We start from the raw sequence: 20,150 nt of genomic DNA, 5'->3' as shown, positions 1-20,150 counted from the left end.
TAAAAGGCGGGCTGGCTTAATCGGCGATACCGTATTTTACCACCATTGCCTCCAACTCATCCATCTTCAGGGGCTGTGGTATTACGAAATCCTTGTTTTCAATTATCTTCCTTGCCAGTTCACCGTACTCTTTTGCCTGATTGCAGGTATCATCGTACTCTACCACCGTCTTTTTGTTGAACTCTGCCTTTTGAACAATATTGTCTCTGGGGACAAAGTGTATCATTTTGGTGCCTATGGCAGCAGTAAATTCTTCCAGGAATTCAGCCTCCCTGTCAACCTTACGGCTGTTGCAGATAACTCCGCCAAGGCGGACACCGCTTTGCTTGGCATATTTCAGCAGGCCCTTGCATATATTGTTTGCGGCATATATTGCCATCATTTCACCGGAGGCTACTATATAAACCTCTTGGGCCTTTCCGTCTCTGATAGGCATTGCAAAACCACCGCAAACAACGTCTCCCAGAACGTCAAAGAATACAAAATCCAGATCATTGGTATAGGCATTGTTCTTTTCCATAAGATCTATGGCGGTAATAACTCCCCGGCCTGCACAGCCTACTCCTGGCTCCGGTCCTCCTGATTCAACACATCTGATATTTTTAAAACCCTCTTTTACTACCTTTTCAGTTGTGATTTTTTCTTCACCCTCATCCCTGAGCATATCCATCAAAGTCCTCTGATTCATACCTCCAAGAATGAGACGTGTTGAATCGGCCTTGGGGTCGCAGCCATGTATGAATACCTTCTGATTATAAAAGTGCGCCATTGCGGCGGCGGTATTCTGTTGTGTGGTGGATTTTCCTATTCCACCTTTTCCGTATATAGCTATTTTTCTCGGCATAATATCCTCTCCTTTCAAATATAACGAAAACTAACATTTTTCAACTGGGTTTTACAAATTGCATTACATTTTTTTCTTAATCTCCTTGAAATTCAACTGTCATGTTGCTATAATTTTAATGGGTAAATCTAATAAGCCTGGTGCCACCGGGATACGAGATTTCCTTCGCTTCATGGATATTCGTGGTATCCATGAAGCTTTTGTTTGTGCAGCTTTTTTGATGTTATATACGTGAATTCCGCCATCCTGTTCACCTCCCCTGCTGGTGCGTCTATTGTGTCCCGATAAAAATAAAAATGGGTAAACTAAAAAGACCTGGCGCCACCGGTGCTTTATATGTTAAATTCAATACGGTCAATACGGCTTATGGATGTTCGTGGCATCCACAGCTAATGCCGGTATGATTTGTTTCCTGTCTACGGATGTTCGCGGTATCCATAGTCGTGTGCTATATCAGTCCGCGGAATATTCGTGGTATTCACCGTCCTGAAAATTTGTCTCCAGCCCGGGATTTTAACTCCCAGGCTGAAGAATATAAAATTTATAAAATATAAGGGAGCTTAAAGCTCATTGGGTTTCAAATTTTAAAAAACGTAAGGTTTTGTTTGGTTTTGTATGGTTTCATTATAACACCATAAAATCCCATGTCAATACGTTATGCAATTTTTTATATCTAAACCTTCATTTTTGTGATTTTTTTATATATTTATCTAATTATTTATTCTGTTTTTAGAAGTTTTGACTTATTTTCCTTCATTTGTGCAAGTTTTCATACAATATTCATCTTTGACCGCCCGCCGTTACCGTCAAACTCCTTATTTGCACTTACAGCAGAATATGATTACAACATGGCAATAAATGAAATGCCCGCAGGCTTAAGCTGGGGTATATTATTATTGCAAACAGCAAATTCTTATTACGGCTCCATAAAGCCCTTCCGGTCATTGACGGGCCACAGCCGCCGGCTTGGACGACTGGAGCAATGAAATAACTATAAAAGTAATGACGGAGGTTAAGTATGACAAACGAAAAACCTGCTTACCTGAATGAGAGCTTAAGTTTTGAAGAGCGTGTGAAGGATCTGGTTTCCAGAATGACACTTGAGGAAAAAACTACTCAGATGCTGTATAATTCTCCTGCCATCCCACGCCTGGGAATACCCTCCTACAACTGGTGGAATGAAGCGCTGCACGGCGTTGCCAGAGCCGGAATAGCAACCGTTTTCCCCCAGGCCATCGGTATGGCTGCCACTTTTGACGAGGAGCTCCTCTTTGAAATAGCCGACGTTATTTCCACAGAGGGCAGAGCAAAATATCATGAGTTTCAAAGGAAATATGATCACGACATATACAAGGGTCTTACCTTCTGGTCCCCAAATATTAATATTTTCAGAGACCCTCGCTGGGGACGCGGACACGAAACCTACGGTGAAGACACCTACCTTACAACCAGGCTGGGAATAAGATTTGTGGAGGGCCTTCAGGGCAACGACAGCAAATATCTGAAAACAGCCGCCTGCGCCAAGCATTTTGCCGTACACAGCGGCCCTGAAGGAGAGCGCCACAGCTTTAATGCCACAGCCTCCGAAAAGGATATGTATGAAACCTACCTCCCGGCATTTAAGAAGCTGGTGCAGGATGCAAAGGTTGAAGCTGTCATGGGCGCATACAACAGAACCAACGGCGAGCCCTGCTGCGGAAGCAAGACACTGCTCAAGGACATTCTCAGAGAGGACTGGGGCTTTAAAGGTCACGTAACTTCGGACTGCTGGGCCATAAAGGATTTCCACGAGCATCATATGGTTACAAGAACCGCACCTGAATCTGTTGCACTGGCAGTCAACAACGGCTGCGATGTCAATTGCGGAAACATGTATCTGAACCTGATGATTGCATACAATGAGGGCCTGATACCCGAGGAAAAGATTGACGAATCGGTATCCCGCCTGATGCTGACCCGCATGAAGCTGGGTATGTTTGATAAGGATGAAAATGTTCCTTTTGCAGCTACCCCCTATGACGTGGTGGATTGTAAGGAACACAGGGAGCTTGCGCTCAAGGCCTCACAAGAGTCTCTGGTGCTTTTGAAGAACGCCGGCCAACTGCTGCCCCTTAAGAAGGAAGGTCTGAAATCCATAGCTGTTATCGGTCCTAACGCCGACAGCCGTGAAGCTCTTATGGGCAACTACTACGGCACTCCTTCCCAATACATTACAGTTCTGGACGGCATCAGAGAACTTCTGCCCGATGGTGTCAGAATCAATTATTCCCAGGGCTGCCACCTGTATAAGGACAAAGTTGAAGGGCTGGCGATGGCAAATGACAGAATCGCGGAAGCTGTGGCAGCGACTGAAAAGTCCGATGTAGCCGTAATTTGTCTGGGCCTTGATGCCACTATTGAAGGTGAAGAGGGTGACGCAGGCAATGAATACGGAGCCGGTGACAAGTTTGACCTCAATCTGCCGGGACTTCAGCAGCAGCTTCTGGAGGCTGTGGCTGCAACAGGAAAGCCGGTGATTCTGGTATTATTGTCAGGCAGTGCACTGGCTGTTACCTGGGCCGACGAAAATGTGCCGGCTATAGTGCAGGCATGGTATCCGGGTGCCCAGGGTGGAAGGGCCATAGCACAAATGCTGTTTGGAGCTTTCAGCCCCAGCGGCAAGCTGCCCGTCACCTTCTACAGGACCACCGAGGAACTTCCTGATTTCAGGGATTACTCCATGAAGAACAGAACATATAAATACATGGAAAATGAGGCACTTTACCCCTTCGGCTATGGACTGGGCTATACCGGCTTCCAGTACAGTGACTTAAAATTATCTTCAGCTAAAATAAAAGCCGGAGCCAGCGTTACCTGTTCGGTAAAAGTCAAAAATACAGGCAACTGCCAGTCCAAGGAGACCGTACAGCTTTATCTGAAGGATGTTGAAACAGGTACCACGGCACCCAGATGGCAGCTTAAGGGCATATGCAAGGTCAGCCTTCTGCCGGGAGAGCAAAAAGAGGTCAGCCTCACATTGACAGCCGAAGATATGTACCTGATTACAGATGAGGGAGAAGCTGTTCTGGAACCGGGAAGCTTTGAGGTTTATGTGGGTGGAAGCCAGCCTGATGCAAGAAGCTTGAAGCTGACAGGCTGTCAGGTTCTGATGGAAAGCTTCCAACTGGTATAATAATACGCCATTATTATGCTGCAGTTGATTTACCGGCACTACTATCTGTTTTATCATATACGCCTGTAATCGTATTAATTTCTATACTGATCAAATGTACTCAAAATCAACTGTAGCATATTTTTAAAGAGCTGCGGACTGCACCTGTTCAGTGCATCCGCAGCTCTTTTTATTGCCTAGGAAAGTATAAATTTTTAAGAGTATAAAAAATATCTGAAACCAGGGCAGCTTACACATGCGCAAACAAAGTGGCTTTGCCTCCTTTGCTCTTTCCCCTTCTCTCCCAACACCTCTTGAATACGGCTTTAATCCCGGCTGTTATAAAAATATGTTCTTAAGTATAAAATAAATAAATTTGCTGTTAAAGGAGGGAAAACAACCCGCAACAGAGAATATGAAACCACATCGTATTTTATGGCTATAAAAATTCGGCAGGTAAAAACGGAGCTATTGAATTATGTTTGTTGAGGGTTTACACGAAAAGGGCATATTTACAAAGGAATTTCCTTTCAGAATGGAGGATAACACCCAGGCTGATTTTTCCTATCCGGTTCACTGGCACGCTGCTATTGAACTGCTTTATGTTGAAAAAAACTCCCTTGACATAACCGTAAACAACTGCGAATTGGCTCTGGAGGAGGGGGACATACTCTTTATAGCAAACGGGGATACTCATGGCTTTGAAAACCAGAACAAACTCGTAAGGAGGGTTTTCATCCAGTTCGATCCCTCAGCCTTTAATTCCCTTGGAAGCAACAATATTATAAAGCCTCTTATTTCAAGTACCTTCAGGATTTCCAAACAGGAGCTTCCCTTTTATACTGATCTGAGGACCCATATATTAAGCATCGTTGACAGCTATAAGGCTAAAGCCTTTGGTTATCAGCTTTTTCTGTGTGCAAGGATATATGATATCCTTGCTATTATCTCAAACTATGTTATTGACAGGGTCAAACCCCAGAACACCGATACCAACAAAAAAATCCAGGGCCTGGACAAGCTGGCAGAAGCCTTTAAATACATTGAGGCAAATTACATGAATGATATATCTTTGGCACATGTTGCCAAGGCTGTGGGCTTCAGCGAATTCTACTTTTCCAGGATATTCAAGGATATCACCGAAAAAAATTTCAGCCATTACCTCAATGAATACAGAATAAAACAGGCTGAAAAATACCTCACAAATTCCGGCATGTCCATAGCTGACATAGCTTATACCGTGGGCTTCAACAGCATTGTTACCTTTAATAGATCCTTCAAGTCCATCAAGGGCTGTTCTCCTTCCACCTACAAGAAAATAGGAATTTGACCGCTGCTTGTCCTGTATCCGGTTGCAGCTAACTGTACTTGGCTTTTACCTGGCTGCATCCAGCTACGTCTACCTGCGCATGAACATGAATGCAATGGGTATCAGGGTTCCGAGAACGGAAATCAATATTACCCCCACACTCCCAAGCCTTTTCCTGTCATCCCTCCAAAGGCTTATTCCATATGTGAGGCTGTAATAGCCCGCCATGAGCATGAACAAAGCAAGCACGTAAATCACAATATATCACCTCGTTTTTAATTCATGGCTATTTTTCATAGCCTGTTATCCTGGCTGACTTTAGCATAAGGCCCGTCCTCCGGATGCTGACATTCACCTTGACATTTATTCCGGCCTCTTTAAAGTGTGAAAGCCAGTCATATTTCTCCCATTCCTGTATAGTGGGAAAATAGCCTGCCAGCTTTTGACCGAAGCCGAAAATGTCGGAGTTGTATTGCTGCTGCACCTTTCCTATTACCTGCACTGCTCTTCTTTCCAAATAGTCTTCTGCCCGGGTGCTCAGTTTTTTCACCTGGTCCTTGTCTTCATAGTTTACCCTGCTTTGAACGGCACCTATATCAGCTTCCATTTCAAGCTTTATGCTTATTATGGGTCTGCCCTTCTTGAAATACGCCCTGACAACCGGTTTTCTGCTGGGACGGAAATTGAGTGATATTACCTTTCCGGGGGATTCCCTGTCTTCCATGTCGATAATTCCCTTTGTGAATTTTCCGACTATCATCATAAAGTACCGGGTTTCCTCCGAATTCAGCGAGCCCACCATCTTGCCGTCGCGAAATACAGCCGTCCCCGCGTATTCTCTTTTTGCAACTCCCGACCTGGGAATTTCACCGGGTTTAAAAGCATTATCCACCATCAGAGGTGCTTTCCCGGCATATTTATCCTCAGGCAGGTTGCCCAGCTCATTCAGACCCGCATAAGCGGTATAACCCTGTTCATATGTGGATAGCAGGGAATTATAGAAATCGTAGAAGGTGACCCTTGGAAAGAAGCTGGTATTGTCGGACTGTACAGTCATCAGCTCAAGGTCCTTGGCCAGGCTTTCTCCGATGTTGGACTTGTTTTCCTGTATGAATTTTTGCGCCGTTCCCCTTGCCACAGATATATTTACAACTCCCCGGGCCTCCCTGTATCTGGCCAGCGGAGAAACATAAGCCTGCACGCCTTCTTTTGCCAGTTCCTCGGATATTATTATATTTTTCATATGCATGAGCGATACCCTCCGGGAAGTGGACATGCCGTACATATCCAGCGCTTCCAGTATGGAAGGTGCTTCGATTGTATCTATAATAGAGCCCTGAGTTTCATTTTTGGCTTCCATCCTGCCCCCGCTTTTACTTTCTCCCCCGCCTCCGCCGCTGCTTTTGTAGGTAGGATACTGGATGGTCACCCGTACCTTGTTGTTTATACCCTTATCTATGCCCAGAACAAGTGCATATACCTCATCATCCACTTCAGCAGCATCATAGCATCCTGTCAGGTTGATCAGAAGCCCCAGGCAAAACACCAGCAGCAGGCTAACTTTTTTTGCCATTGTGCAGCTCACCCCTTTTTCTGAAAAGTACTGCCAACAGTAAAATGGCTATTGGCGCAAGGTATATGAAAAAACCGCTGTACTGCCTGATAAATTGTATATTTACCTGGACAACCTCAGGCATGTTTTCAGGTATAAGGGCCACCATGAACAGAATGAAGCTGAATGGAAATATCAGCGGCCTGTGCCCGGGAATCCTGAATGCCTTTGTGTATATATCTATGGCCAGGTAAAAGGCGATGGACACTGTTACAAGGGAGGCTACAACCCAGGCAAACAGGAATATGGACTCAAGCCTCTGCACAAACCTGTTGAAATAAATCGCCCGGGACAGTTCAAAAAGGCTGGACAGGTTTTCACTTCCCGCAGTATATTGGAAGGCCAGAATATTGCACAGTATATTTGTGCTGAAGGTCAGTCCTGAAATGAGGATGCTGGAGTAACCGGCCCTTTTGCAGATTTTTAGCCCATGCACCGAGTTTATTATAAATGCCAGTATTACGACCTCATCATACGCCGAGCTTCTCAGCACACCGGTAACTATGGTTTTTTTGAGTCCATAGCCAAAGTAAGGCTTTATATAGTCAAAATCGTAATTTGGGCTTGCAAGTATCAATATTAAGACCACTCCGATAATAACCGGTACAAAAAATATGGCCGATACCCTGGCTATTCCCTCAAGCCCATGATAGGCGACTATTGCGCATACCGCTATAAACCCAAAAATCAAAATGCTTGGAGGTGTATAGGGAAGATTATACGCCTTTATCATCTCAATGAATTCCCTTATGCTGGAGGCTGCATAAAAAATCATATACGCCGAAAAAAGGAGAGTCAGTATTTTCCCGGCGAACCGCCCGATCACAGCCTCAAAGATTTTTGTTATGTCCATATGGGGAAACCTTTTTAATAATAAAAAGATAAAGGAAAACATAACCAGGCTGGTCAGGCAGGAGATAAGAGTGCCGTACCATCCTGAGGTACCTTCAATCTTTACAATGACGGCAATACTTGTATAGAAGATTTTTGTAACCATCATGATGGAAGTAAGACACACAGCCTCATAAGTTCCTATATATCCCTGTCTGTCATTCATTTTTTCTGTCATCCTCCCCTGCTTCTTCGCTATCCTCCCGCATATTTTCCGCAGGCGGTTCCTTTACCCACTTTCTTGATATCTCAGGCTGTCTTGTAATATCCAGAGGATTTATATTGTCCGGCCTCAGTTCCTGCATCCACACCGGCCTTCTGATAATAATGTCATTGCTGTTCCTCAGCTTTGGCGCGAAATAGTTCAGCATCGGGACACCGAAGGATTTTGTGCAGGCCAGCATAACCGTAAACACGACTATTCCAAGTGATATACCGTAAAATCCCAGGAATGCACCCAGCACAATATATATCAACCGCATTATCCTTGCTGCGAAGGCTACACTGAAATCAGGTATGGCAAAATTACCCAGACCCGTTATGGCAACTATTATGATGAGCACGGGGCTCACCAGGTTGGCCTGCACAGCCGCCTGCCCCAGAATAAGCGCTCCTATGATGCCTATTGTATTTCCTATGATTCCCGGTATCCTGATGCCCGCTTCCCGTATCAGTTCAAAGGAAACCTCCATAAGCATTACCTCCAGGATTGTGGGAAACGGAACATTTTCACGGGCCTTCGCTATGGCTATCAAAAGGTCTGTAGGTATCATTTCCCTGTGGAAGTTTGTGAGGGCTACATACAGCCCCGGAATAAATATGGCGATAAACACGGCAAATATTCTTATAAACCTCAGAAGCGTTCCGTATTGCCACCTTAAAGTGGTATCCTCTGGAGTATGAAACATTGTAGTCAGGGATACAGGTACAATCAGGGCAAAAGGTGTCCCGTCGGCAATTATGACAGCCTTTCCCTCAATAAGATGTGAAGCTGCCTTATCCGGCCTTTCCGTAGATATTATCGTGGGAATTATGGACCAGGGATTTTCCTCTATGAATTGTTCAAGAATGCCGCTTCCTGCAATAAAGTCAGTCTTCAGGCTTGTTATCCTTCTTTTGACTTCCGCAACTATGGCAGGATTTATTAAGCCGTCTATATACATAACTGCACACTGGTTGTTATTCCGGGCTCCAATTTTCAGAAACTCCGTTGACAGGTCCTTGTTTTTTATAATCTTTCTTACAAGAGTCACATTTGTTCTCAGGTTTTCTGTAAAACCCTCCTGTGAGCCACGGACCACACCTTCGGTCTGGGGAGTGCTTACAGAACGTTTTTCAAAGCCCTTGGTCTCGCTGGAAATACAATAGTTGCAGCCCTCTATAAAAAGGCATGTGTTTCCCACCAGAATTTCATATATCATTTCCTCAGTGTCCGTAATCTTGTTTGCCTGGTTTGTCTGCAGCACCTGCTGAATTACTTTGTCAAGGCTGCATTCTCCTTCATGGTATTCCTTCTTTGCCAAAAGGGGCTTTATGATAAAATCATTTATGGTGGTCCTGTCCACCATACCATCCATATATGCGATAAAGGCTCTCAGTTGTCCTCCCACAGTAAATTCCCTGATGATGATGTCCTTGTTATTTTCGGAGTTGAAGGCTTTTTTAACAAGCCCCATATTTTCATCAATATTTACCGATACCTGTTTATCGACCACACTATTGCCACTGCGGCCTTTTGAAGCTCCGTCCTTGCTTTTTTCCTTATATTTGAACCTGTATGTCTCCCTGTCTTTTTCCAGGCCCCGTTCCCTTTTTTTGCTCATTTCGGAAACCAGCCTTGGTTTTTTGATACCTCTGGCTTTATGCTCCATTCCCTTTATTTCCTGAGCCCTTTTAGTCTCCTCTTCTGTTTCCGGAATATAGAAGGTTTCAATATTTTTTGGTTTTTTATAGGTTAAAAGCGCGAACAGGCTCTTAAGACGGTTTTTTTCAGCCATAAATTCCTCCTGTATACAATTATTAATAGCATTTCCAAAGCCTATTAAAATATCATTGGAGAGGAATTGTATATTTTACCTTTGCAGGACAGGACAAAAAGACGCACATAGAAAATAATCCTGCTATTTTCTATGTGCGTCTTTTTTAAGACAAATTTGAATTCCATTTTGTCTGTGTTTAGCTTGATTTACATGGCTTCAGCTTTTTTTACCGCGGCCTCCAGAGTCATGCCGCAAAATTCCTGGGCGGGCAACAGCCTGCCGCTTTTACCCTCAGCAATAAATGCTCCTACAACTATACCCGGAATGCAGCTATCCACTGAGTTTGGTGCTCCGGGTCCTCCCAGATCGGTCCTGCACCAGCCCGGGTCAGTCAGGTTTATCATGACATTTGTTCCCTGAAGCTTTGATGCCAGGTCCTTTGTAAATTTATCCAGCGCCGCCTTGCTGGCAGAATACGCAGCCTGCTCAGGCTGGTCCTGTATCCCGCTGGTGGTGTTTATAACTCTGCCGAAGCCCCTTTCCACCATTTTAGGCATCAGGTTGTAGCATATTGTTGTGACGGCTGTAAAATTAATTCTGAAGCTGATGTCAAAATCCTCCACGGGGGTTTTCCAATAGTCTGTTCTATAGCCTACCTGTACAGCGGCGTTATTAAAAACAATATCCACCTGAGTACCTCTGGCTTCAATTTCCGCAAGCATGGACAATACCTCTTCATGGTTTGCAAGCTCCGCTTTCACCGTGTATGCCTGGATGCCAAACGCCTTAACCTCTGCCTCAACCTTCTGGGTGTGCCGCTTATCCCTGCTGTGCAGCACCAGATTGCAGCCCTGTTTTGCCATGTATATGGCGGTCTCGTAGCCTACGCCTCTGCTGGCACCTGTTATCAGTGCCCATCTTCCCTTTACGTCTATCATATCCTCACCTCAACACGAATTCTATGGACTGCAACACGAAATTCAGCTTTGCAGCCGCAATAACAATAGTATCACTTGTACAGGGTCATTGCAAAAATATGCATATTTGAACATTCCGGCAAGGTTATGCTGCTCAGGGTTCTTTCCTCCCTTACAGGCCGGACCAGTGCAAAAAGGTTATAGGGGTCCAGATAGCCTCTGCCTTCATTCTTGTTATAGACTTTTCCTCTCCATATGAGTTTTTCATCGTACAGGGGCTCTTTATTTTGCCAGTCGCTGAAGTTTATCTGAATGGTTTCGCTTTCCCCGTCAGCATACTCCAGCTTCATATTCTCAATAAAATTGCCCCATTCACAGGAGCCCATAAGCATTATACCCTTATAAGCCACGGGAGGAACTTCAATAACCTGGCCACTGCAGGATACATTGTCACAGCAGGTATCTTCAAGCTTGGGAAAATCGAAACTCATGTTTCCAAGTGAAACAAGCTTCTCACTTGGAGCATCCTGGGACACAAAATAGTGCCCCGTCCCGGTGAAGTCCGCAGCGCAGTCATTTGAGACCGTACTGTGAAAAGCTATATTATTGCAATGGTCTTTTAAATCAATATATGTATATTTTATATCTTCAATTGCCTTTTCAAAATCCGGGGCCGAAATTTTCTGCCCCACGCTGTATTCCATCCGGCCGTCCACGGCTTGCAGGAGACTTTTATAAATTTCTCTTTCTTCCTTCAGAATGTCCCCCAGGGTTTTCTGCGCCCTGTCATATACCCCCTGTGAAAAGCTGGTGTAAAAGCCTTTCAGCAGCCAGCTTATGGCAACCTTCCATTTGCTGCACACGTACAGCAGGTCTTTTTCAAGCTTATCAAGCCGGGGCGTCTGCAGTTCCTTGTTTATGTGATTTATGAACTGCGAGTAAAGATACCTGGAACCCGCCACATATACCAGATTTCTATAAAACAATGAGCCCCAGATGTCCGGTCTGGCATTTTTGAACTCTTCTCCAAAGTTGAACTGGGTATTGAAGTCCGCCAGAAAGCTTTCCATATTTTCAAACATGTTAAAACTGCTTATTTTATTGACCGAATCGGTAAAAATATTTTTGCAGTTCAACTTTTCCTGCTGCTCCCGCAACCGAAAGGTGGAATAAAAGGCAAAGCCGTTTTTATATTCGGAATACGGAAGATAAAAAAGCTCCAGTCCTGCAACAGGGTCAAGGCAGGTAATTTTATTTTCCCGGTCTATATCCACTGCGAGACAGGTATGTCCGAAGCTTTGTACTTGATAATTGCTGCTCCAGGGACACCAGTATGTATTAATTGAAAAGGCAGTGGGATTTCCGAGCTTTTGCTGTTCTCTTATTATTTCAACAACTTCTTCGGAGGACTCAGCCTTTAATGTCAATATATCTACTCCGCAATATTTTTCCAGCAAGCTGCGGGTGTTCATATTTCCGGTGGCAATACGCGGGCCCATGCTCGCGGGCTGCCCGTCCTCAGGCTGATGATATTGAAAATTGAAAGCTTCGGAAAATGCCAATTGATATTCTTTTTTAAAGAATCCGGCAACCGTAAAAAATATATCTTCTTTGCAGTTCAAACCATCAATATGTAGCGGCTGAACATTTAACAACATTCTTTTCACCTCATTAACAGTATTGCTACAAGGAATGTAATATACTAACATTTCATAAATATTATTACATTTAATCCGCTTTTTTGTCAATATTTTAATACTTTTGGGTTAGTGGAATTGTGCGCATGATTATTCTCTTTGACACCCCGAAACAAGTTTATTCCACATTTCATATTCCTTATTCATCAGATATATATATCTTTTGTTTATTTCAAGAATACTTGCTTCATGTTCATCCATAAAATAGGTTCTTACCAGTATATTTTTTATCAATGTCCAGCCCTCTTGGATGTCTTGACTATACTGGATGAGAGAATCAACAATCTGACTGTTTTGTAATTGTGCCCTTATTTCATTAAATAAAAAGGCATTCGCTTTATGTCTGTTTATTATCTGAAATATATACATAGATATAAGGTCGCACATATGCCCACCCTGGAAATCTGCATCGCTTAACTGCCAAAGAGGTGAATGGCCTATGGCTTCTATCTCCGACTTAAGCCTTTCGGCATTGTGCATTACCTCCTTCAGAGACAGTTTGAACCGTCCTATATTCCGTGTTATCTTCTTCACATACCCATGCGGCTCTAAAGGCGAATTTTGAACAGCAACTAAAAATCTTTCTTCAGGCACTTCAAATTCATCATAGCCATTATTATTTTCATCCAATACATAAAACACTTTTTTCTCGTCATCATAGCCATTAATCAGTGAATAATGCTCCCAGTGATTTCTGTTCCAGCAAATACTATCCTGTATCCAATAAAATAAATCCACGCCTACCATAACAAGTTCTTTTTTGAGCACAAGGCTCCTGAGAAAATCTATCTGAGCGCTATGATTTTTTAAGCTGATAGCCTGTGACTCGGAAAATAAACGATTCACATATTCTTCTCTGAATCGTGTCATAGGATTAAGTTGAATAGCCTTGAATTTTGTTCTATTGGGTGTTTCGAACTGAGGAAATTCATAACTATAATCATTTAAATATGCCGCCAATCTATAACTCGGTTCATAAGTCGTCAAAATAGAAAATAACATATTAAACTCGCAATTGAGCCAATAGTCTTTAAATGGTTTAATGCCCAGGCTGAATTTCATATTGCTGACTTCTCCTCCTTTTACCACCTGTTAAGCTTATCAGCATTGACACGGCCATTACCCGTACGCTCTTCCACATACGAGACAAGTGCTCCAAATGTGGGGTATTTGTAAAAATCCAGGTCCTCGTTGCCGATCTTAACAGCAAATGCTTTTTCGATTCCAACAATAAGTTTAATAAATGATATTGAGTTTATTCCCATATCAGTGAGTTTCAGGTCATCATCCAGTTCTTCTGGAACTTTAGCACCCTGGAGATTACCAAATACCAAATTCCCGAGTTTTTGACGCAGCATCAAGTCTTCCCCTTGTTCCGGGATTTGAGTGCCTGTTTTACAGCACTTATTTGTCGTCAATTCCAAAAGCTCTTCAACCCGGCAATACTTCAGCGGATATATATATTCCTTGTGCAGCAGGTGCTCCCAATCCGGCATACTGAACTTTAAATCAAAGAAGTCCGGGGATTTTTCATTCCTCCGCCGGACATCAGCTCCTATAGGATTACTGAACAATACTCCGGCAGGTTTCATGTGACCATCCGCCTTGCTGGCTTGAGTCAAGCCTGAACCTGAGCAATATTTAACAAACCCCGCCTGTCTCGGTACTTTGTCAATTTCAATCAAGTATTTGGTGTAGTCCCTGGTGGACTCAATCTCACTCCAGCCTGTCTTCTCCAAAAAATTCAACACAGGTTTGTTCTTCTCGGTAGGAGAGTATGTAGCCTCCATTTCAGTTATGCCCTTTTCTGTGCAATATCTGGCGAGTTCTGTCAAAACAGCGTCCTCTATACATTTTCCAAGCACCCTGCAGCTCAACAGCAACGTTTCTATAATCAGCCTCCTGCCTCTCTCTTCTGTTACAACCACTCCCACAATTCCATACTCTCCGAATCTATCTGCGACCTCTATCAGCCGGCAGCTTGCAGCTTGCAGTTCCAGCAGCTCATTTATCTCTTTTTCAGTCCTTCGTATGGTACTCAAATTGAATTGATTTGTCCTCTGTGTGAGCTGGGATACCCTGGCTACATGCTGTTTTTCAACCGGTCTGACGCTCATTCGTACATCAAGCCCGCTCAGAAAATCTTCAAGAGATGTATTCTTCCCCTTAAATAGATACCTCTCCCTCTCGGCAGCATATGTTTGATTCCTTATCATATCCTCATGTGTTATTTTCAACTTATCAAAGGCCCAAACATGGCGCAAAAAGATCTTTATCATATCATGGTTTTCAGGCAACAGCAAGGTCAATACTTGCGGGCAGTTCTGAATTACCTCCGTACACTCATACGGGCTGTCGTCCATAAATATGAAACTATCCGTTCCAAGCTTTAGTTCCTCTGCCAGTTCTATAATGTTTTGGGATTTAGCTTGCCAATTTATCCGGTATGCTGCAAAATGCTCCTTTTTTAGCAGCATCTTCGGGTTATTGTCAAATATATTCCATACATCCCTTTCATTGTTCCTGCTGCATAAGGCCAGCAGCATTCCTTCATTATATTTTTGCAGCATCAGCCGCTGAAGCTCCAAACAGGGCTCCGTTATATCTATTTCCTCCGGACTGTCCTCACCACAAATCCCCTTCCAAAGAGTATTGTCACAATCCATCACTATCAACTTGAAAATCTGCCTTTTCCACGCAAATATCCTTCTGGCTATCATTGTGCCCATAACAGCAATAAACTCATCAGAAAAAGGCATATGTCCAGCCTTGTCCCCAGTTGAATCAAAAACCTCTGTCAAGCTATATAAATCAAATGCTTCATAAAAATCAACAAGATATACATTTTCTATACTTTTCAGGTCGCGCTTCCATTGTGCATTCATTTCCTCCAGATAACCTGTTACCCGCTCACTAAGCCGCAGATGTGTCGATACAGGAAAAACGCCTATAAAAAAAGGAATCGGCTTTTTTATACTGCAAATGATTTTCAGCAGCTCCTGATAATTCTTATAAAGTTTTTGAAGCTTAAGCTCATCCTTCTCTATATCACTCCTGATCCAATCCTCGAAGCGTATAAGAAGAATATTGGCGCCGATATTGTTTGAAATGAGGCTGGAGGTGTCCAGGAGCTCCTGAAACACCTGATTGTATGGTGCAAATGTAATAACTGCCGCTTGATTGAAGGTTTTACACCAGAAGTCGATATACTCTCCAATTGGCTCAGCGGTGAAGGTTGAACTTACAACCAGCGACAGCCGGCGGCTTTCCTCGGGTAGGCCGCGCGCACTATTCCGTTCTATCCATAATTCCATGAATCTGTCCCTCTTTATATTATGTTAACAGTCCAAACCTCTACTACTACTGTTGATGCATTATTATTGGAATATCCTCCAGTCCGAAATGGGAATACCGGATTCCAAGCATGTCTTGTGCGACACATAGTCTGTGGTGAAGCGGACCGTTGCAAAAGCCCAGCGGGTGCTCAATATCCGCAAACCTTTCTTTTTCCATAATGAGCTGTTGCTCGTATTCCTTGATTAATCTCTGGAAGAATAAATGCCTGGTTATATTGCCTAAAGTGCCCTCCTCTGAAGAAAATCCAACCAGCTTTCCATGGTTTGGGATTTGGAAACTGCTGAAATGAAATAGTTGAGCAGCTTTACCATTAGCCATAATAATATGGTTTTCCTCTGACAGCTTTCTTTCATGAAGATTCCAGAATGCAATATTTACGGATGGGTCCTTTAAAACTTCAGTATTATCGGAAAAATAATACGGCAGCAGGCTTACCCAATGCTGGTCACAGTACATACTCATTCCAGGGGCAAAAAATCCTCCGCTCTGTACAGATTCTATTAGCCACTTTAAGGCTTCGACAGATTTCGGTGTATTTTTGAAATATAAAATACCCCCATTTATATGTCCGACAGTTATGATATTCAAATCGCAAAATTCATAAGTACCCCCCACGAATTTATTGCATATGGACAGGGAATGCGGCGTAACTACAATATCCTGATTGAGACTTTCAAAAAAACTGTCCAGGCTGCTTAATGCGTATATGTCGGTGTCCAGATACAAGCACTCTTGTCTGTTATGTAAGAACTGATGGTATACGGCGATGAATTTGCATGCACAGCTATGTTCAAATGCATTATAATATTGACGCATTTTCTCAGTAGCTTCCATTCCAATATCTTCACAGCATAGTATTTCGATTCTTGAACCGACCACTTCCTGAATCTTTGGTTTGCCCTCTGATATTATATCTGTGACCAGGACCGAAAACTCCAAATCTTCATGAAACCTGCTTATGGACTTTATCATGGTCATTGCTTTATTAAGGTGGCTGACAGTACAAACAGTCTGTATTAACATGTTAATTTTCATTCCTTCCCTTTTATAAGTATAATAAATTAAAAATTGGCTTTTTTTATAAACTTGCCTTGTTGCTTCTGTCTTATATCTTTTATGTCGAGATTTTTTAGTCAGCGGGGTTTTCCCCTTGATAATGAGCTTTTAACTTGTCGCCAAGCTTTATTGACACACTATGAGATGAGCTTAAGAATATACTTTTTGCCAAGTAAAGTATTTATATCTGAAAAAGTGAAAACTAAAACATTTTTGAAATAATCTCCAGGGAAACCCCTACACGCCTGATATCTCCGAGGCAGGTTATTTCAATTTCGGCACGTCTTTTATGCCTGTCAATCCTCTTTATGATACTCTCCTTACCCTTAAGCGGGCCGGAATTTATAAATACATTATCACCGATAATAAAACCCTGAGACTCTTCAGCTACATATCTGTCGTTGCAAAAATCTAATAAATAATTCTTCTCAGCCTCACTTATCGTCATATAATTATAGCTTTGATTGCCTAGGAGTTTAAAAATGCAATTTGAAAATTTTACATATCTGAAGGCTTCAGAAACAAATTCCTTTTCATCAAGAACAGAGTCTGTAAAAACATACCCCGGAAACATAGGTTTCAGTTCCTTGCGAATATATTTTGAGCTTTTAAAGATCAATTCCACCTGTGGAATAAAGGCAGTACTTTCTTCCCTATTAAGCAACTTGTTTAAGAAATCACAAGCTTTCTGTTCCTGCCCTGTTTGTACTATAAATACAAACCAATTACCCATTTTTATATTCTCCCGTAAATGTGCCGTCATTGTATTCCAGTTTGATGAATATCAATTATTAATTAATTCCATTTTTACAATCGACACCATAATTCACCATATTTTTACTTTTAATTTATATAGGATATGTTACATAAATAATAAATAAATGTCAATATAATAAATTATTGTTAATTTCACATTTTATTTACAATTTTATTAAATATTTATTTTATATGCACTTTTTATTCTCTCCTGAAAAATGATTATATGAATAAAATTACGACTCATATTCCAATTATCGTCAGCATATCGGGAAGTTCTCCAATCAAAAAATAAAAATCCCATCTTCTTAGAATAATAAGAAGACAGGACATTATTGATTTCTCTATATTTATAAGGTTATTTATGCTGATGATTGTGATGAATATCAGGAGTATGCTTGTGAATATGTTCCGACGCTTCATGCCTGTGTATATGCGAATGTTCAATATCAATGCCTTCTTTATGAGTATGTAAATGATGGCCATCATCATGACTATGACGGTGTTCATGCTCCAATATGCAGTGTGTATGTTTATGTGTATGTTTTTCAGATAATATGAGGACAGCTCCAATAATCATAAGTGGCAGCGAAAAATAAAACTTAAAATCAGGAATTTCTTTAAGTAAAATAAATGATAATATCACCCCTAAAAAGGGTGACGTTCCAAATAAAATGCCGGTTCTTGAAGCCCCCAGGCCTCTCATGGCATATATGAATAAAACTATACTTAAGCCATAGCTGAAAAAACCAACTAACATTGCAGGGAGGATATGGTGAATACCAGGAAACCCACTTCCCGCAAGAAAAGATAATACGAGGGAAAATAATCCCGCTCCGATTCCTTTTATAGTTACAATAGCAAATGGATCTTTTTCAGAAATATTTTTTGTCAGATTGTTATCAATTCCCCAAAGAACACAAGCTCCGATTATGCCTAATCCGCCTGTGGAAAAACCCCAGTTATCTCTAAAGTTGAAGGTTAAAATTATACTTGCAATTGTGATTAATGCAATCGCAGAATATATACGCCTTCCAACAGCTTCTTTGAAAATGAGTCCGGCAATTGCAATAGTCGCTACTCCTTCAAAGTTTAATAATAGTGAAGCTGTAGCGCCAGGTGTTACCCTAAGACCGTACATTAACAAAATAGGAGCAATTATACCACCCGCCAGCACTGCTCCTATTAACCACTTTATATCGCTTTTACTTATTTGGGCTTCACATTCTTCATTATTTTCCCGTAAAGGTACAGCCCTTCTGAAAAAAAACAATCCGATGCCACTGCCCAAATAAGTAAAAGCCGCTAATGAAATTGGTTCTATATCATCCAATAAAATCTTTGAAATTGGTGCACCGGCTGCGAATAAAAGTGCTGAAAGCAGTGCCTGAAGCATTGAATAGAGCTTTACTTTTTTCATAAATATATGCCTCACTAAGTGTCAAATAAAAACTTGTCATTTTGTTATATTTCACTGGCCTTTTTTGCTTTTTCCTTCTTGTTTCTTTCTACGAACCTGCCCATTAAAAATGCCATAATACCCACGCCTATGCCGGTTTGCACACAAAAGAGCAGGCTTTCGATTTCACCGGGCAGCTCACCGCCTATCCAGGTTTCCATTACCGGAGTAAACCAAGGTGTATACTCTGTACCCTTAATCTCTGAAACCACTTGACTTCCGGCATCATCGGAACCCCCAAATTCAGCTCCCTTTAATGCAAACAGCGGTATTATCGCTATCAACGCAACAATAACTAATAAAATCAAAACTTTCTTCGTTGTCTTTGACATTATTTTTCACCTGCCTTTATGAATCCAAGTCCGGTCAATTCTGATTTTGCATATGTTTCAAGACCTATTATAATAACAACGCTTAAAATACCTTCAATGATTGCCAATGGAACCTGTGTAGGCGCAAATACTGCAAGAAATTTAACAGCCGATGCGGCTATGCCACCTGTTTCAGACGGATATGCAAGTGCCAGTTGAATACTTGTTACGCAATATGTAAATAAATCGCCGATTGCTGCCGCCAAAAAAATACCTACATGCCTGTGCACCTTTAATTTCTGGCATAATTTATATATACCGAAAGAAACCAGAGGGCCTGCAATAGCCATGGAAAATGTATTTGCACCAAGTGAAGTCAAACCGCCATGGGCAAGTAAAATGGCCTGAAAAATAAGTACTATGATACCAAGTATGCTCACTGCGCCGGCTCCGAATAAGATAGCACCCAGTCCGGTACCTGTCATGTGTGAGCAGCTTCCTGTCACCGAAGGAATTTTTAAAGATGATATTACGAAAATGAAAGCACCTGCCATAGCAATTATGGTTATGGATTTCCTGTTCTCAGATATTGTCTTCTTAAGTGAAAAATACCCGGCTACCAGGAACGGAAGACAGATAGCACCCCATATAATACAGTATTTTGGAGGAAGATATCCTTCCATAATGTGCATTGCATTTGCCGCAGGGGTTATTCCAAACATAACTGCAAATACAATTGCAAGTTTCAGAACCCGCTTTTGATTTTTACTCATTTGCTTTTCTCCTTTTTTATTTTATTTATGTCAGCCTA

General features: G+C 42.1%; 16 protein-coding genes. 2 read left to right on the top strand and 14 right to left on the bottom strand.

What is annotated here, in order from left to right; genetic code table 11:
• Positions 1 to 16: 16 nt before the first annotated feature.
• Complete coding sequence (gene nifH / locus CLHUN_RS01910) at positions 17 to 844, bottom strand: nitrogenase iron protein (RefSeq protein WP_080062878.1); 828 nt, start codon at positions 842 to 844, stop codon at positions 17 to 19.
• A gap of 1,018 nt (positions 845 to 1,862) precedes the next feature.
• On the opposite strand from nifH, the gene CLHUN_RS01905 reads away from it, so the two are divergent.
• Complete coding sequence (locus tag CLHUN_RS01905; RefSeq protein WP_080062877.1) at positions 1,863 to 4,016, top strand: glycoside hydrolase family 3 C-terminal domain-containing protein; 2,154 nt, start codon at positions 1,863 to 1,865, stop codon at positions 4,014 to 4,016.
• Between the two features lie 457 nt (positions 4,017 to 4,473).
• A complete protein-coding gene (locus CLHUN_RS01900; RefSeq protein ID WP_080062876.1) occupies positions 4,474 to 5,325 on the top strand; it encodes a helix-turn-helix domain-containing protein in 852 nt (283 codons plus the stop codon).
• Positions 5,326 to 5,394: 69 nt separating this feature from the next.
• Here CLHUN_RS01900 and CLHUN_RS21990 read toward each other — a convergent pair whose 3' ends face one another.
• The 13 genes from CLHUN_RS21990 to CLHUN_RS01840 form a co-directional block, all read right to left on the bottom strand.
• The gene (locus CLHUN_RS21990; protein ID WP_165755626.1) at positions 5,395 to 5,562 is read right to left on the bottom strand and encodes a hypothetical protein; all 168 of its coding nucleotides are present in this window, start codon (positions 5,560 to 5,562) and stop codon (positions 5,395 to 5,397) included.
• Between the two features lie 28 nt (positions 5,563 to 5,590).
• A complete protein-coding gene (locus tag CLHUN_RS01895; RefSeq protein WP_080062875.1) occupies positions 5,591 to 6,877 on the bottom strand; it encodes a Ger(x)C family spore germination protein in 1,287 nt (428 codons plus the stop codon).
• A complete protein-coding gene (locus CLHUN_RS01890) occupies positions 6,861 to 7,973 on the bottom strand; it encodes a GerAB/ArcD/ProY family transporter (RefSeq protein WP_242656408.1) in 1,113 nt (370 codons plus the stop codon). The genes CLHUN_RS01895 and CLHUN_RS01890 overlap by 17 nt, the downstream gene beginning before the upstream one ends.
• On the bottom strand, positions 7,966 to 9,804 hold the full coding sequence (locus CLHUN_RS01885; RefSeq protein ID WP_080062873.1) for a spore germination protein: 1,839 nt from the start codon (positions 9,802 to 9,804) through the stop codon (positions 7,966 to 7,968). Before CLHUN_RS01885 ends, CLHUN_RS01890 begins: the two co-directional genes overlap by 8 nt.
• Positions 9,805 to 9,992: 188 nt before the next feature.
• Positions 9,993 to 10,724 (bottom strand): SDR family NAD(P)-dependent oxidoreductase, encoded by a 732-nt coding sequence (locus CLHUN_RS01880; protein WP_080062872.1) that lies wholly within the window; start codon positions 10,722 to 10,724, stop codon positions 9,993 to 9,995.
• 71 nt (positions 10,725 to 10,795) lie between these two features.
• A complete protein-coding gene (locus CLHUN_RS01875; protein ID WP_080062871.1) occupies positions 10,796 to 12,361 on the bottom strand; it encodes a hypothetical protein in 1,566 nt (521 codons plus the stop codon).
• Between the two features lie 129 nt (positions 12,362 to 12,490).
• Positions 12,491 to 13,246: a hypothetical protein gene (locus CLHUN_RS01870; RefSeq protein WP_242656407.1), complete on the bottom strand. Its 756-nt coding sequence runs from the start codon at positions 13,244 to 13,246 to the stop codon at positions 12,491 to 12,493.
• Positions 13,247 to 13,482: 236 nt separating this feature from the next.
• Complete coding sequence (locus tag CLHUN_RS01865) at positions 13,483 to 15,714, bottom strand: HAD-IIIC family phosphatase (protein ID WP_080062869.1); 2,232 nt, start codon at positions 15,712 to 15,714, stop codon at positions 13,483 to 13,485.
• 46 nt (positions 15,715 to 15,760) lie between these two features.
• On the bottom strand, positions 15,761 to 16,792 hold the full coding sequence (locus CLHUN_RS01860) for a hypothetical protein (protein WP_080062868.1): 1,032 nt from the start codon (positions 16,790 to 16,792) through the stop codon (positions 15,761 to 15,763).
• 223 nt (positions 16,793 to 17,015) lie between these two features.
• A complete protein-coding gene (gene loaP / locus CLHUN_RS01855; protein WP_165755625.1) occupies positions 17,016 to 17,546 on the bottom strand; it encodes an antiterminator LoaP in 531 nt (176 codons plus the stop codon).
• Positions 17,547 to 17,927: 381 nt separating this feature from the next.
• A complete protein-coding gene (locus tag CLHUN_RS01850) occupies positions 17,928 to 18,989 on the bottom strand; it encodes a DMT family transporter (RefSeq protein WP_080062866.1) in 1,062 nt (353 codons plus the stop codon).
• 44 nt (positions 18,990 to 19,033) lie between these two features.
• Entirely contained in the window at positions 19,034 to 19,360 is a 327-nt protein-coding gene (locus tag CLHUN_RS01845; RefSeq protein WP_080062865.1) for an energy-coupling factor ABC transporter substrate-binding protein, read from the bottom strand.
• On the bottom strand, positions 19,360 to 20,112 hold the full coding sequence (locus tag CLHUN_RS01840) for an energy-coupling factor ABC transporter permease (RefSeq protein WP_080062864.1): 753 nt from the start codon (positions 20,110 to 20,112) through the stop codon (positions 19,360 to 19,362). The genes CLHUN_RS01845 and CLHUN_RS01840 overlap by 1 nt, the downstream gene beginning before the upstream one ends.
• Positions 20,113 to 20,150: the final 38 nt, after the last annotated feature.

Source organism: Ruminiclostridium hungatei, from assembly GCF_002051585.1.
In the GTDB taxonomy this organism is placed as follows: Bacteria; Bacillota; Clostridia; order Acetivibrionales; family DSM-1351; genus Ruminiclostridium; species Ruminiclostridium hungatei.
This window is presented reverse-complemented; position numbering and strand designations above follow the sequence as displayed.